General features: G+C 69.7%; 14 protein-coding genes and 1 pseudogene. 11 read left to right on the top strand and 4 right to left on the bottom strand.

The window, feature by feature from the left end; all coding sequences use genetic code 11:
* Positions 1-2: 2 nt before the first annotated feature.
* The 3 genes from AC0L6F_RS11675 to AC0L6F_RS11665 form a co-directional block, all read right to left on the bottom strand.
* Positions 3-884, bottom strand: coding sequence for a carbohydrate ABC transporter permease (locus AC0L6F_RS11675; protein ID WP_259610924.1), 882 nt, complete (start codon positions 882-884; stop codon positions 3-5).
* Positions 881-1,987, bottom strand: coding sequence for a carbohydrate ABC transporter permease (locus AC0L6F_RS11670; RefSeq protein WP_473538020.1), 1,107 nt, complete (start codon positions 1,985-1,987; stop codon positions 881-883). The genes AC0L6F_RS11675 and AC0L6F_RS11670 overlap by 4 nt, the downstream gene beginning before the upstream one ends.
* A 109-nt stretch (positions 1,988-2,096) precedes the next feature.
* The gene (locus AC0L6F_RS11665) at positions 2,097-3,425 is read right to left on the bottom strand and encodes an ABC transporter substrate-binding protein (protein ID WP_259610922.1); all 1,329 of its coding nucleotides are present in this window, start codon (positions 3,423-3,425) and stop codon (positions 2,097-2,099) included.
* Between the two features lie 253 nt (positions 3,426-3,678).
* Between AC0L6F_RS11665 and AC0L6F_RS11660 the strand changes: the two are divergent.
* The 6 genes and pseudogenes from AC0L6F_RS11660 to AC0L6F_RS11635 all read left to right on the top strand — a co-directional run.
* Positions 3,679-4,341 (top strand): annotated as a pseudogene (locus tag AC0L6F_RS11660) (FAD-dependent oxidoreductase); the annotation flags it as partial.
* A gap of 61 nt (positions 4,342-4,402) precedes the next feature.
* Positions 4,403-4,885 (top strand): FAD dependent oxidoreductase family protein, encoded by a 483-nt coding sequence (locus AC0L6F_RS11655; protein WP_473538019.1) that lies wholly within the window; start codon positions 4,403-4,405, stop codon positions 4,883-4,885.
* 40 nt (positions 4,886-4,925) lie between these two features.
* Positions 4,926-5,174: a phosphoribosylformylglycinamidine synthase subunit PurS gene (locus AC0L6F_RS11650; protein ID WP_259610920.1), complete on the top strand. Its 249-nt coding sequence runs from the start codon at positions 4,926-4,928 to the stop codon at positions 5,172-5,174.
* On the top strand, positions 5,171-5,878 hold the full coding sequence (gene purQ, locus AC0L6F_RS11645) for a phosphoribosylformylglycinamidine synthase subunit PurQ (protein WP_274636742.1): 708 nt from the start codon (positions 5,171-5,173) through the stop codon (positions 5,876-5,878). The genes AC0L6F_RS11650 and purQ overlap by 4 nt, the downstream gene beginning before the upstream one ends.
* A gap of 53 nt (positions 5,879-5,931) precedes the next feature.
* A complete protein-coding gene (locus tag AC0L6F_RS11640) occupies positions 5,932-6,267 on the top strand; it encodes a cupin domain-containing protein (protein ID WP_259610919.1) in 336 nt (111 codons plus the stop codon).
* A gap of 65 nt (positions 6,268-6,332) precedes the next feature.
* Complete coding sequence (locus AC0L6F_RS11635; protein WP_473538018.1) at positions 6,333-7,262, top strand: 2-hydroxyacid dehydrogenase; 930 nt, start codon at positions 6,333-6,335, stop codon at positions 7,260-7,262.
* 20 nt (positions 7,263-7,282) lie between these two features.
* Here AC0L6F_RS11635 and AC0L6F_RS11630 read toward each other — a convergent pair whose 3' ends face one another.
* The gene (locus AC0L6F_RS11630) at positions 7,283-7,798 is read right to left on the bottom strand and encodes an adenine phosphoribosyltransferase (RefSeq protein WP_274636740.1); all 516 of its coding nucleotides are present in this window, start codon (positions 7,796-7,798) and stop codon (positions 7,283-7,285) included.
* Positions 7,799-8,004: 206 nt separating this feature from the next.
* Here AC0L6F_RS11630 and AC0L6F_RS11625 point away from each other — a divergent pair, with 206 nt between their 5' ends.
* The 5 genes from AC0L6F_RS11625 to AC0L6F_RS11605 all read left to right on the top strand — a co-directional run bounded on the left by AC0L6F_RS11625 (position 8,005) and on the right by AC0L6F_RS11605 (position 14,285).
* Entirely contained in the window at positions 8,005-9,699 is a 1,695-nt protein-coding gene (locus AC0L6F_RS11625) for a glycoside hydrolase family 13 protein (protein ID WP_473538017.1), read from the top strand.
* A 31-nt stretch (positions 9,700-9,730) separates the two neighbouring features.
* Positions 9,731-10,768, top strand: coding sequence for a LacI family DNA-binding transcriptional regulator (locus AC0L6F_RS11620; protein WP_473538016.1), 1,038 nt, complete (start codon positions 9,731-9,733; stop codon positions 10,766-10,768).
* Positions 10,769-11,110: 342 nt separating this feature from the next.
* The gene (locus AC0L6F_RS11615) at positions 11,111-11,488 is read left to right on the top strand and encodes a hypothetical protein (RefSeq protein WP_473538015.1); all 378 of its coding nucleotides are present in this window, start codon (positions 11,111-11,113) and stop codon (positions 11,486-11,488) included.
* A 112-nt stretch (positions 11,489-11,600) separates the two neighbouring features.
* Positions 11,601-12,071 carry a DUF3237 domain-containing protein gene (locus tag AC0L6F_RS11610; RefSeq protein ID WP_473538014.1) on the top strand — a complete coding sequence of 157 codons (471 nt, stop codon included), beginning with the start codon at positions 11,601-11,603 and terminating at the stop codon, positions 12,069-12,071.
* Positions 12,072-12,155: 84 nt separating this feature from the next.
* Positions 12,156-14,285, top strand: a complete 2,130-nt coding sequence (locus tag AC0L6F_RS11605) for an APC family permease (RefSeq protein ID WP_473538013.1) — start codon at positions 12,156-12,158, stop codon at positions 14,283-14,285.
* Positions 14,286-14,345: the final 60 nt, after the last annotated feature.

Raw genomic sequence — 14,345 nt, 5'->3', positions numbered from 1 at the left:
CATCATCCCTTGACCGCACCTGCCATGATCCCCGACACCAGCTGCTTGCCGGCGACGACGAGCACGACGATCAGGGGGAGGGTGGCCAGGACGGCTCCGGCGAGCACGACCGCGTAGTCGACGTACTTCGCACTCTGCAGCTGGCTGAGCGCCACCTGCAGCGTCGGATTCTGCGGCACCACCAGCAGGGGCCAGAGGTAGTCGGTCCACGCGGTCATGAAGGTGAACAGGCCGAGGATGCCCATGGCCGGACGCGCGGCGGGCACTCCGACGTGCCAGAACGTGCGGAACATGCTGGCGCCGTCGATGCGGGCGGCCTCGATCAGCTCGTCGGGGATCACGTCGACGAGGTACTGCCGCATGAAGAACACACCGAACGCCGTGACCAGCGTCGGGATGATGACGGCGCCGAGGGTGCCGGTCCAGCCGAACTGCTTCATCAGCATGAACATCGGGATGATGCCCAGCTGGGTCGGCACGGCGAGCGTGGCGATCACGAACACCATGAGGCCTTCGCGCCCGCGGAACCTCAGCTTCGCGAACGCGTAGCCGGCCAGCGTGGAGAAGAGGATGACGGATGCGGTGATCACGCCGGCGACGATGATCGAGTTGGCGAGCGCCTTCCAGAAGTCGATGGTGTCGAAGACCTCGGCGACGTTCGTCCAGAACTGTCCGCCCGGCAGCAGCGGCGGCCAGGTCTGGGTCAGTGCGGCGTTGTCGCGCGAGCCCATGACGAACGACCAGTAGAGCGGATAGGCGCCGGCGATGAAGAAGACCGCGACGAGGGTGTAGCTGAACCATCCGGGCCGGCGTTCGATCCCGAAGCCGCCACGGCGGTGCCGCCGCGAGCGCGCGGGCGCCGCGGTGAGGGTCTGCGCGGTCATTCGATGCCCCTTTCGGTTCCGGGCGGCACGACGGGTGCGGCGGGTGCGGCATCCGATCCGGCATCCTGCGCGGCACGCACGCGGTCGAGGCGGCGCTGGCGGCGCCGTGAGACGGCCTTGGCTTCGACGCCGGAGATGCTGCGGGTGATCAGGAAGTTCACGATGCCGATCGCGACGATCATCAGGAACAGGATCCAGGCGACCGCCGCGGCCTTGCCGAACGATCCGCGGTTGAAGGCGAGATCCCACAGATACAGCACGGTGGTCTGGTACTGCCGCTGCGGCCCACCGGGGGTCGAACTGGCGGCGTTGAACAGCTTCGGCTCGGTGAAGATCTGCAGGCCGCCGATGGTCGCGGTGATCACGACGAAGATGAACGTCGGCCGGATGCTGGGGATCGTGATGGAGAAGAACCTGCGCACCGCTCCGGCGCCGTCGATGGCGGCGGATTCGTGGATGTCGCGCGGCACCGCCTGCATGGCGGCCAGCAGGATCAGGGCGTTGTAGCCGGTCCAGCGCCAGTTGACCATGGTGGCGATCGCGAGGTGGCTGGGCAGGGTGTCGGTCTTCCACATCACGTCGGGCAGGTTGAGCGCCTCGAGGAGGTTGTTGATCAGCCCGTACTTCTCGCCGAACATGTTGCTGAAGATCAGGGTGACGGCGACCGGGGTGACCACGTACGGCAGGATCACGCTGATGCGCCAGAACGTCTTCGCGCGCAGGTTCTGGTCGAGCACCGCGGCGATCACCGTGGCGGCGATCAGCTGCGGGATCGCCGACAGGAAGAAGATGCTGAAGGTGTTGAACACCGAGTTCCAGAACAGCGGGTCGGTCAGCTCCGTGCCGAAGTTCTCGAAGCCCACCCAGTCGCCGGCCCCGGTGAGAAGGTCCCAGTCGTTCAGCGAGACCACGAACGTGTACACCAGCGGGAACAGGCCGACGAGGCCGAAGAGAACGAAGAACGGCGCGACGTAGAAGTACGGCGAGTAGCGCACGTCCCAGCGGCTGAGCCGCTGCCGGAACGTGAGCGCCGGGGTCGGACCGGCGGGTCGCCGGACGGGCGATGACTGCTGCCGAGTCGGCGGTTGGAGCGTGGAGGTCATGTCTGCTCTCTACCTCTGGCGGGATGCGGGGGCGTGGTGAGCCCGGTGGGATGCGGGCGGGCCCCCGAGGGATGTCCGGAGGGCCCGCCCGGTGCTGCAGCGTCGAGCGCTACTTGTTGATGACGAGCTGGTCGAGCAGCTTCATGGCGTTGTTCCACGCCTTGGTGCCGTCGGCCTTGCCGGAGTCCAGCTGCTGGATGCTCGGGCCGAACACCTGCTCCTGGATGACCGCGTCGTCCGGACCCTTGTACTGCGCCTTCACGCCCTCGGCGCGCTTGGCCAGGATCTCCCCGATCGGCGCGTCGTTGAAGAACTTCGTCAGTTCGCTCTCGCCGGTCACGCCGGGGTCGCTCTGGGCCTTCACGACGCTCGGGAACGCGCCGGCCTTCTGGAACTCGGCGACCTCAGAGGAGGCGCTGGTCAGGTACGCCGCCAGCTCTGCGGCCTCCTTCGGGTGCTTCGAGGTGGTCGGCACCGTCAGGAACGAGCCACCCCAGTTGGCGGGGCCGCCGGGGAAGACATCGGCGAAGTCCCAGCCGGTGCTCGCGTCGCCGCCGGCGGACTCCGCCCCGCCCTTGACGTTGCCGAGCATCCAGCCCGGGCAGACGAAGACGGCGAACGAGCCGTCGGTGAACGCCTTGCCCCCGCCCCAGTCCCACTGGGTCTGGTTGCTGCTCAGACCATCGGCCGCACCCTGCGCGAGAAGGGCCCAGCGCGCCTTCAGATCGGCGTTGTCCTTGACGTTCAGCGTGCCATCGCTCTTGTAGTAGCCCTCGGGCAGCTGGTTGACCATCGAGTTCCAGACGAAGCCGGACTGGTCGTACCACGCCTTGCCGGTCTTGTCGTGGTAGTCCTTTCCGATCTGGAAGAACTTGTCCCACGTCGCATCGGCGCCGCCGAAGTATTCGGCGACCTTGTCGCGGTCTGTCGGCAGGCCGGCCGCAGCGAACAGCTTGCTGTTGTAGCAGAGCCCCTCCGGTCCGATGTCGGTGCCATAGCCGATGATGCGGCCGTCCTTGTCGGTGGCCTGCTGCACCTTCCACGGCACCCAGTCGCCCTTGGTGTCGTCGGCGCCGTACTTGGTCAGGTCGGTGAAGCTGTCGCTGACCTGCATGACCTTGCTCAGCCAGCCCTCTTCGACGGCCTGGACGTCGGGAAGACCCGCCCCGGCCGCCTGCTTGGTCTGCCAGTCGGTCAGTGCGTTGCCACCGGTGTCGATGTTGGTCGCCTTGATCGTGATGCCGGGGTGGTCGCTCTCATACTGCTTGTAGAGGTCGTCCATCCCCATCGCGCCGAACGTGGTGACGGTCAGCGTGATCTTCTCGTTCGAGTCGCCGGAGTCGGAGCCACCGCTGCCGGCGCAGCCGGCGAGGGCGAGAACAGCAGTGGATGTGGCGGCGATCGCGACGGCGGTGCGTCGCAGTGCACGTGATTTCACGGGTCACTCCTTTGTGGTGTCGGGTTCTTGCAAGTACGGGCTTCCTGCACGGCTCGTGTCGCAGCTCCAGATGGGAGCGCTCCCAAGCACGCGACCGACTCTATGGGACCGCTCCCATCTGGGTCAAGGGAGCGCTCCCACGAAATCGGTCACGATTTGATCACGGCGCCGTGGGTGCCGCTTCGCGCGGCCGGAATCGGCATCCGCTGTCGCTTCTTCCGGGCGCGGATGCTGATTCCGCTAGCGTGAGCGTGTGGGAGTGGGCGGCCGGGTCGGCATCATCGGGGGCGGCATCGTGGGCATCGCGCTCGCCCGCGCCCTGTCGGGCCGCGGCGACGAGGTCACCGTGCTGGAGAAGGAGGCGCGCCTCGCGCAGCACCAGACCGGACACAACTCGGGTGTCGTACACGCCGGGCTGTACTACGCACCCGGTTCGCTGAAGGCCACGCTGTGCGCGGCCGGGCGCACGTCGATGCGCGAGTTCTGCCAGGACAAGGGCCTGCCCTTCCGCGAAGTCGGCAAGCTCGTGGTCGCGGTGGATCCCTCCGAGATCCCGGCGCTGGACGAGATCGAGCGGCGCTCCCGCGAGAACGGCGTCCCGGACCTCGCCCGCATCTACGACGTCACGCGCCTGCGCGAGATCGAGCCGCACGCGGCGGGGGTGGCCGCGGTGCACTCGCCGCACACCGCGGTGGTGGACTACTCCTCGATCACCGAGGCGATGGCACAGGACGTGCGCGCCGCCGGGGGCCGGATCCTGCTCGGCCACGAGGTCACCGCGATCGCCGACGAGCGCGGCCGGGTCCGGGTGACCACGCCGGTCTCGAGCCACCTGTTCGACCGGGTGATCGTCTGTGCGGGGCTGCAGTCCGACGTCGTCGCACGGTTCGTCGGAGCCGACCCGTCGCCGAAGATCCTGCCGTTCCGCGGCGAGTACTGGGAGCTGCGGCCGGAGCGCACCGGTTCTGGTGAACGGGATGATCTACCCCGTTCCCGATCCGCGCTTCCCGTTCCTCGGCGTGCATTTCACCCGCGGCGTCTACGACAACGTCCACGTCGGACCGAATGCGGTCCCGGCCCTGGCCCGCGAGGGGTACACCTGGTGGCAGTGGTCGGCCCGCGACACCTGGCAGTCGCTGGTCTGGCCCGGTGCGTGGCCGCTGGCCAAGGAGCACTGGCGGATGGGTGTGGACGAGATCAGCGGATCGCTGATCAAGCGCCGCTGGTTCCACAAGGCCCGCCGGTTCGTGCCCGAACTGACGATGTCCGACCTGACGCACAAGTCCGCCGCCGGGGTGCGTGCCCAGGCATGGGCCCGGGACGGCGCACTGGTGGACGACTTCGCGGTCGACCAGGTCGGGGCCGTCACGCTGCTGCGCAATGCGCCCTCCCCCGCGGCCACCAGTTCGCTCGCGATTGCGGAGTACGTCATCGAGAATCACCTGGCGGCCGCACCGTAGACTGGCGGTGCCCCTTTTTCCGCGACATCCGGAGCCTCGAATGCCCACCATCGTCGTCGACGTCATGCCCAAGGCCGAGCTGCTCGATCCGCAGGGGAAGGCCGTCGCCGGCGCTCTCGCGCGGATCGGCGAGACCCCGTTCCGTGCGGTGCGCATCGGCAAGCGCTTCGAGCTCACCGTGGACGGCGAGGTCGACGACGCCACGCTCGCGCAGGCGCGACAGGTCGCCGCCGACATCCTGTCCAACGCGGTGATCGAGGATGTCGTGGGCATCGAGGTCGTGGAGTGACCACGCGGATCGGGGTCATCACGTTCCCCGGATCGCTCGATGACCGCGACGCGCAGCGCGCGATCCGCATCGCCGGCGCCGAGCCGGTGGCCCTGTGGCACGGTTCGCATGACCTGGAGGGCGTGGACGCCCTCGTCCTGCCGGGCGGGTTCAGCTACGGCGACTATCTGCGCTCCGGCGCCATCGCCGCCCTCTCGCCGATCATGGCGGAGGTCAAGGATGCCGCGGCCGGCGGCCTGCCGGTGCTGGGCATCTGCAACGGCTTCCAGATGCTGGTCGAGGCGCACCTGCTGCCGGGCGGCCTGATCCGCAACGCCGGCCAGCAGTTCGTGCGCCGGGACCAGCGGCTGCGGGTGGAGAACGCGGCGACGGACTGGACCGCCGAGTTCGCGGCCGGCGAGGAGATCGTGATCCCGCTGAAGAACGGCGAGGGCGGCTACATCGCGGACGCCGAGACGCTGGCGCGCATCGAGGGCGAGGGCCAGGTGGCGTTCCGCTACGTGGGTGTGAACCCGAACGGCTCGCTGAACGACATCGCAGGGCTGTCCAACGAGCGCGGAAACGTGGTTGGGCTGATGCCCCACCCCGAGCACGCCGTCGAGCCCGGCTTCGGGCCGAACACGCCCGACGCCATGCGCTCGGGCACCGACGGGCTGCGCTTCTTCTCCGCGGCGATCTCCGCAGTCGCCCGCGCCGCAGCCTGACCCTCCCGCCGAGACGGGGAACGTGCTTGACTTGCGGCACGGAGGTGTCCCCGGTGTCGCAGAAGATCTCCCTGATCGCGCAGGCGCGTCAGCAGCTCAGTCTCGCCGCGCACGCGCCCAGCGGTCGCAGCGCGAAAACCATCTTCGGCGGGCACGAGCGGATGCTCCGGCAGACCGTGATCGCGCTGTGCGCCCGCCGCGAGCTCGAGGAGCACAACAACCCGGGCGAGGCGACCCTGCACGTCATCCAGGGGCACATCCGGCTGATCGCCGGCAGCACGGTCTGGGAGGGCCTGCCCGGCGACTTCCTCATCGTCCCGACCGCGCGCCATTCGGTGCAGGCGGTCGAGGACTCGGCGTTCGTGCTGACCGTGGTCAAGACCGTCTGAGGCAAGACCGTCTGAGGCGACGCCTTCTGAGTCAGGACCTTCTGCGCCGGCGGTAGCGTGGGAGGATGCCCCGTCTGGTCGTGTCCGTGCCCACCGAGTCGCTCGCCGAGGACCTCGCCGATCTGCCCGACGACGTCGAGCTGATCGTCTGGCCGATGGATGCCCCGACCGACCGCGAGGCGATCGACATCGTCGTGCCGCCGTACATGGGCGGCAGCGCCGCCGCCGTCTTCGCGCAGCTGCGCGACGTGCGCACGCGGCTCATCCAGGGCCAGTCCATCGGCTACGAGCACGTGGTGCCGCACCTGCCGGCCGGCCGCGTCTTCGCCAACGCCGCCAGCGTGCATGAGACCTCGACCGCCGAGATGGCGCTCGCGCTGACCCTGGCCGCCCAGCGGCAGATCCCCGACTTCGTGCGCGCCCAGGACGAGCGGCGGTGGCAGCCGGTGTTCGCTGCGAGTCTGGCCGACCGGCGGGTGCTGCTGCTGGGCTACGGCGGCGTGGGCAAGGCGACCGCGGCGCGCCTGGCCCCGTTCGAGGTGCGGCTGACGGTGCTCGCGCATCGGGCACGCGTCGAGGACGACATCCCGGTGCATGGATCGGACGAGCTCGCGGCGCTGCTGCCGGATGCCGAGATCGTGATCGCCACGCTGCCGGGAGGCGACCAGACCCGCCACCTGATCGACGACGCCGCGCTGTCGCTGCTGCCCGACGGTGCGCTCATCGTCAACGTCGGGCGCGGGGCGATCGTCGACACCGACGCGCTGGCCGACCACGTGGGCCGCGGCCGGATCCGGGCGGCGCTGGATGTCACCGATCCCGAGCCGCTGCCGGCCGACCATCCGCTGTGGACGCTGCCCGGTGTGCTCATCGCGCCGCATGTGGGCGGAGCATCCACCGCGATGGCGCCGCGGATCGCGCGGCTGATCCGCCGGCAGGTGGAGCGGATGCTCGCCGGCGAGGCACCGGTGAACGTCGTCCTCCCGGCATCCTGACCCGGCGCGGACCGGACGGCTCAGGCGCGGAAGACGGTGTGCACGTCGCCGACCAGGGCGCGGCCGCCGAGGGCGGTGAGCTCCATCAGCACCGACGTGCCGACGACCGTGCCGCCGAGCTCGGCGACGAGGGTGTGCGCGGCCTGCAGGGTGCCGCCGGTGGCCAGCACGTCGTCCACGAGCAGGAGGCGGACGCCGGGACGGATGTCGTCGTGCGCCTCGATGGTCGCGGTGCCGTACTCGAGGGCGTAGTCGACGGATGCCGCGGGCCGGGGCAGCTTGCCGGCCTTGCGGATCGGCACCAGTCCGACGTTCGCCGCGATCGCCACGGCGCCGGCGAGCAGGAATCCGCGTGCCTCGACCCCGGCGACGACGTCGAACTGCCCGGCGAAGGGCGCGATCATCGCGTCGATGGTGGTCCGCAGGGCACGGCCGTCCGCCAGCAGCGGCGTGATGTCGCGGAACAGGACGCCCGGTTCGGGATAGTCCGGGATGCTGCGGATCAGGCTCTCCGCACGCGCAAGCTCATCGGGCACCCGTCCACCCTACGCGGCCCCTTCCCTCCCCGACTCTCCCCGGTCCGTCCCCGGTCCGTCCCCGGTCCGTCCCCGAAATCGTACGATTTGGCCGAAACCACATCAATTTCGGCCCAGGATGATGTGCAGTCGGCCAAATCGTACGATCTCGCGGAGAGGAAGGCGGGCGCGGCGACATGTGTAAGCGCTTGCACTACGCTGTTCGCATGACTTCGCCCGCGCTCGACACCGCCCGCGCCCTGCCCACCGCCCCGGGGTCGGAGTGGTGGCGCTCTGCCGTGATCTACCAGATCTATCCCCGCTCGTTCGCGGACGCCAACGGCGACGGCGTGGGCGACCTGCCCGGCATCACCGCCCACCTCCGGGACCTGCAGACCCTCGGCGTGGACGCGGTCTGGCTCAGCCCGTTCATGACCAGCCCGCAGAAGGATGCCGGCTACGATGTCGCCGACTACTGCGACGTCGATCCGCTGTTCGGCACGCTCGAGGACTTCGACCGGATGCTGGAGCGCGCGCACGAGTGCGGCATCCGGGTGATCGTCGACCTGGTCCCGAACCACTCCTCCGACCAGCACGTCTGGTTCCAGGCGGCGCTGGCCGCCGACCCCGGCAGCCCCGAGCGCGCCCGCTACCTGTTCCGCGACGGCCGCGGCGAGCACGGCGAGCTGCCCCCGAACAACTGGGAGTCGGTGTTCGGCGGTCCCGCCTGGACCCGCGTGACCGCACCGGACGGCACCCCCGGCCAGTGGTACCTGCACCTGTTCGACGCCTCGCAGCCCGACTTCGACTGGACCAACCCCGAGGTGCGCGCAGAGTTCCGCCGCATCCTGCGGTTCTGGCTCGACCGGGGCGTGGACGGCTTCCGCGTGGACGTCGCCCACGGCCTGATCAAGGCCGACGGCCTGCCCGACTACACCCCGGCCGTCGACGGCGGCTCGATGGGCGGCGACGAGACCGACGTCCCGTACTGGGGCCAGGAGGGTGTGCACGACGTATACCGCGACTGGCATAAGGTGCTCGCCGAATACGACGGCGACCGCGCCCTGTGCGCCGAGGCGTGGCTGCCGACCATCGCGCAGACGGCGCTGTGGGTGCGCCCGGACGAGATGAACCAGGCCTTCAACTTCGGCTACCTGATGAGCGAGTGGAACGCCGGCGCCCTGCGCCGGGTGATCGCCGACTCGATCCGGGAGTACGGCGCGGTCGGGGCCCCGAGCACCTGGGTGCTGTCCAACCACGACGTGATCCGGCACGCGTCGCGGCTCGCGCTGACCGCCGACAGCCCGCAGGGCGAGGGCATCGGCCCGAACTCCCCCGGCAAGCCCGACCCGGTGATCGGCCTGCGCCGCGCGCGTGCGGCCACGACGCTCATGCTCGCGCTGCCCGGCTCGGCTTACCTGTTCCAGGGCGAGGAGCTCGGGCTGCCCGAGGTCATCGACATCCCGGATGAGGCCCGGCAGGATCCGACCTGGTTCCGCACCGGCCACCAGCGGTACGGCCGGGACGGCTGCCGCGTCCCGATCCCGTGGCGGTCGGATGCCCCGGCGTACGGCTTCAACACGACCGGGACGTCGTGGCTGCCGCAGCCGGCCGAGTGGGCGCGGCTGACCCGCGACGCGCAGTCGCAGGACCCGACATCCACCCTCTCGCTCTACCGGCAGCTGCTCGCCGAGCGTCGCACGCGCGGCCTGGGCGTCGGCTCCCTCGCATGGATCGACGCCGAGGGGACTGGCTCCGAGCGGACGGATGTCGTCGCATTCCGCAACGGGAATGTCGCGGTGGTGGCGAACATCGGCGCCGAGCCGATCCCCGTCCCCGCGGGGCGGGTCATCCTGTCCAGTGGACCGCTGGCCGACGGGATGCTGCCGGTCGACACCTCGGTCTGGGTCGAGACGGACTGAGGCGGACTGAGACGGCCGGCCGGGAGGCGCCATGGTGAGCATCGACGAAGTCGCGCGGCTGGCCGGCGTGTCCACCGCCACCGTGTCGCGCGCGCTCAGCGGCCGCGGGCACGTGTCGGACGCCTCGAAGTCGCGGGTGCACGCCGCCGCCGAGTCGCTCGGCTATGTCGTGTCGGCGTCCGCGTCGAGCCTGGCATCGGGGCGGACCCGCAACGTCGGCGTGCTGGTGCCGTTCCTGCAGCGCTGGTTCTTCAGCACGGTCCTGTCCGGCGTGGCGGACGAGCTGATGCGGCACGGCTACGACATCACCCTGTACAGCCTCACCGAGGACCAGGAGCTGCGTCGCAACGTCTTCGACACGCTGCTGCGCCGACAGCGCGTGGACGGGGTGATCTCGATCTCGATCGAACTGGGGGATGCCGAGATCGAGCGCCTGCTCGCCCTGGGCATCCCGGTGATCGCGATCGGCGGGTCCGATCCGCGGCTGACCACGCTCACCGTGGACGACGTCGCGGTCGCCGAGCTGGCGGCCGACCACCTGCTCGCGCTCGGCCATCGCGAGATCGCGCACATCGGAGCCAGCCCCGAGTTCGATCTCGACTTCCATATCCCGACCCAGCGCCGGCAGGGCTTCGAGCGCGCGCTGGAACAGGCCGGGGTCGAGGTCAGGCCGCGGCTGTTCGAGCCGGCGGATTTCACCATCGACGGCGGATTCCGGGCGGCCAAGCAGCTGCTGGGCCGGCCCGGCGAGAAGCCGACCGCGATCTTCGCGGCCTCGGACGAGATGGCCGTCGGCGCGCTGCTGGCCGCACGCGAACTGGGCTTCCGCGTTCCCACCGATCTGTCGGTGGTGGGGGTGGACGGCCACGAACTGGGCGACTTCTTCCAGCTCACCACGGTGGACCAGTTCCCGGTGCGCCAGGGCGAACGCGCGGCCGACGCGATCCTGCGCTTCCTCGAGCCCGGCGCGCATCCCCGTCCCGAGCCGGGAAGCCTCCCCTTCGAGCTGGTCGTGCGCGGCACGACCGCCCGGCCCGGGGCGGAGTTGTTGGGCGCGGCGGCGGGGTGATCGGGGTGATCGGGGTCGAGGCCTTCAGGATGGGTAGCGACCAAGCAGCCCTTCACCGGTCGAATCGCCTCCGACTGTCACGGTGTGCCCGCGTTGCGGGGTGATCGCGGGCTCTCAGGGCCGCCGGGAGGTGGCGCTTGTCGACGCGCCCAGTTTCGACCAGCCCGTGCGTGTGGTCTGGCGCAAGACTGGATCACGAACACCAACCCGATGGAGCGGGAGCATACTTGAACTGGGAGAGTTCGCGTTCAACATGCGAGGTGCTGGGTTGTGACGATGGCTCAAGCGAGTCGCAGTCAGGGTGCGGGAGAGGTCCTGGCTTCTAGGCTCACGCCGAGACACGTGGTCATCCCTGTCATCGTCGCCTTCATCGGCTGTGTCCTCGGCATGGGAGGGCTGTGGGTGATTGGAGCATATGCGGGCCTGCTCTTCGCTCTGGTCGCGCTTCCATCGGGGTTTGTGGTGGTGGGCGTGCTGCGGCGCCGCAGCATGAAGCATCCGGTGCGCGCGTATCTGATTCTGGTGATCTGCCTGTGGCTCCTCGCGGGAGCAGCTGCACTCATGCTCAACGTCGCTGTCTCCCTGGTGATGAGCGCAGAGTATGACCCGAGCGGGCTCGTGCAGTTCTGGTGGATCTGGGCAATAGCTCCGACGCTGGCGATCGTGTCGACGATTGTCTGCTCAGTGTGGCTGGCGCGGCACGCGCCACGAGTTCGTTGATTCTCGCTGGACCGCCAGTCTGAGGCGCCGGCACCGCCTCTGTAGGCACTCCGAGGTCGGGTAACGCCTTCCAGTGCCGTCTGCGGTCCGATCGGCGGCCTAGCATGCCGTTATGGCCGATGCATCCCCCACCGCTCCCGCCCTGCGTCACGTGACCAGCATCCGGGTGGAGGTGGACGAGCCGATCGACCTGGGCTCCGGACCGGACGGGTGGCGCCGTATCGTGCCGATCCGCTCCGGCACCGCGACCGGCGAGCTCTCCGGCCGCGTGCTCGGCGGCGGCGCCGACTTCCAGGTTCTGCGGCCGGACGGCGTGACCGATCTGCAGGCGCGGTATCCGATCCAGGTCGACGATGACACGGTGATCGAGGTGGTCAACACCGCGATCCGGGCCGGAACGCCGGAGGACATCGACCGGCTGATGCGGGGCGAGACGGTGGACCCCGACCGGATCTACTTCCGCTGCGTTCCCCGGCTGCGCGCCCCGCGCGGCGCCTGGGACTGGGTGAATCGCACGATCTTCGTGGGCACCGGCGTGCGGCACCCCGATGCCGTCGAGATCGCCGTGTTCGCCGTCGTCTGACCCGCGCCCGCGACGCCGTCCGACCCGCCCTCGCGGCGGCGCCGCCGACGCGCGAGATCACCTCTTGATCACGGGATGCCGCGCATGGCCGCGTCGCGTTGCAACCGCCCCCCGATAGGCGTAGTGTCACGCGCCGTGACAACAGAAGATCGTGATCCGGCGCCGGAGTCGCCGATCGCGAAGCGCATCCTCCTCGGCGACCCGTTGGCGTCGGAGAAAGCGGACGAGCACCTCCTGCCCAAGCGGATGGCGCTGCCGATCTTCGCGTCCGATGCGCTGTCGAGCGTGGCCTACGCCCCGCAGGAGCTGCTGATGATCCTGCTGACCGGCGGATTGGCGTTCCTGGCCTTCGCGCCCTGGGTCGCCGCGGCGGTCGTGCTGCTGCTTGCCGTGGTCGTCCTCTCGTACCGGCAGCTGATCCGGGCGTACCCGTCCGGCGGCGGCGACTACGAGGTGGCGCGGACGAATCTCGGCGAGGTGCCCGGCGTGGTCGTGGCATCCGCTCTGCTGGTGGACTACATCCTCACCGTGGCCGTGTCGACGGCATCCGGGGTCGACAACATCATCTCGGCGCTGCCGGGGCTGAACCCGTGGCGGGTCGAGCTGGCGGTGGGATGCGTCATCCTGATCATCGTCGTGAACCTGCGCGGCGTGCGCGAGGCGTCGCGCGCCTTCGCGATCCCCACCTACGTGTTCATCGCGTCGGTCGGCGTCATGGTGGTGGTGGGCATGGCGCGCACCTTCATCGGCGCGGCCCCGGTCGCCTCCAGCGCCCAGTACGGGCTGCACGCGCAGAGCATCTCGCAGGCCGCGGTGATCCTGCTGGTGCTGCGGGCCTTCTCCAGCGGCTGTTCGGCGCTGACCGGGGTGGAGGCGGTCTCGAACGGCGTGCAGGCGTTCCGCAAGCCCAAGATCCGCAACGCCCGCGCGACCCTGGCGCTGATGGGCACGATCGCCGGCCTCATGTTCGCCGGACTGGTCACGCTGGCGCTGATCTCGGGGGTGCAGTACTCCGAGAACCCGTGCGATCTGGTCGGCTTCGACTGCAAGAACCTGCCGCAGCCGAGCCTGATGGCGCAGCTGTCGGCGGCGACGTTCGGAATGAACTCGGTGCCGTTCTTCATCGTGCAGGCAGCGACCGCGTGCGTGCTGCTGCTGGCGGCCAACACCGCCTTCAACGGGTTCCCGCTGCTGGGTGCGGTGCTGGCCCGCGACGGCTATGCGCCGAAGGCGCTGAACACCCGTGGCGACCGCCTGGTCTACTCGAACGGCATGATCGTGCTCGGCATCGCCGCGATCGCGGTGCTGGTGGTGTACCGGGCGAACCTGAGCAATCTGATCCAGCTGTACATCATCGGCGTGTTCGTGTCGTTCTCGCTGGGCCAGATCGGGATGATCCGACATTGGATCCGCGGCCTGCGCCGGATCCAGGCGCTGCCCGCCGACGCCCGCGCGCAGGAGTCCGCCCATCGGCAGGCGCGCAGCTATCGCAAGGGCCTGGCCATCAACAGCGTGGGCGCGACCATGACCGTGGCGGTACTGATCATCGTGACGATCACGAAGTTCACGCACGGCGCGTGGCTGGTGTTCCTGGCGATCCCCATCCTGTCCGTGCTGATGATGGGGGTCTACCGGTACTACCGGGATGTCGAGCACGAGATCCGGATGGATGACACCGTGCACTTCGGGGCGGCGGGGGATGTCGCGGTCATCCTGGTGAACCGGCTGCAGAAGCCGGTCGTCAAGGCCGTGGACTACGCCCTGGCCGCCCGGCACGACAAGACGATCGCGGTGCACGTCGGCGTCACCGAGGCCGAGTCGCGCGCGCTGCAGAAGGACTGGCAGCAGCACGGGATGCCGGTGCCGCTGATCACCATCGAGTCGCCGTTCCGCAGCTACGCCGGCCCCGTCATCGAGTTCATCAAGCAGTATCGCGCCGAGCACGGGTCGGCCGTCGTCACCGTCTATCTGCCGCAGTACATCGTCGGGCACTGGTGGGAGTCGATCCTGCACAACCGCCGCGCGCGGCGGATGGCACAGCAGCTCATGCTCGTGCACGGCGTGACGATCACGCTCGTGCCCTGGCTGCTGGATTCGTCCGAGCTCATCTACGGCCGGCGCTCGCGTCCGGTCCCCGGTCAGGATCGCGCCGGGCGGCCGTTCGCGCCGCAGACCCTGCCGCCGCCGGTGAAGCCGCACACCCCGGACCGCTGACCACGGCCGGCCGCGGCATCCGCTCCGCCCGCTGCGGAACGGGCCTGTTTGAACCGGCCC

The sequence above is a fragment of the Microbacterium sp. G2-16M genome (assembly GCF_055809115.1).
The sequence above is the reverse complement of the archived record's forward strand: the minus strand, read 5'-3'. Positions and strand labels throughout refer to the sequence as shown.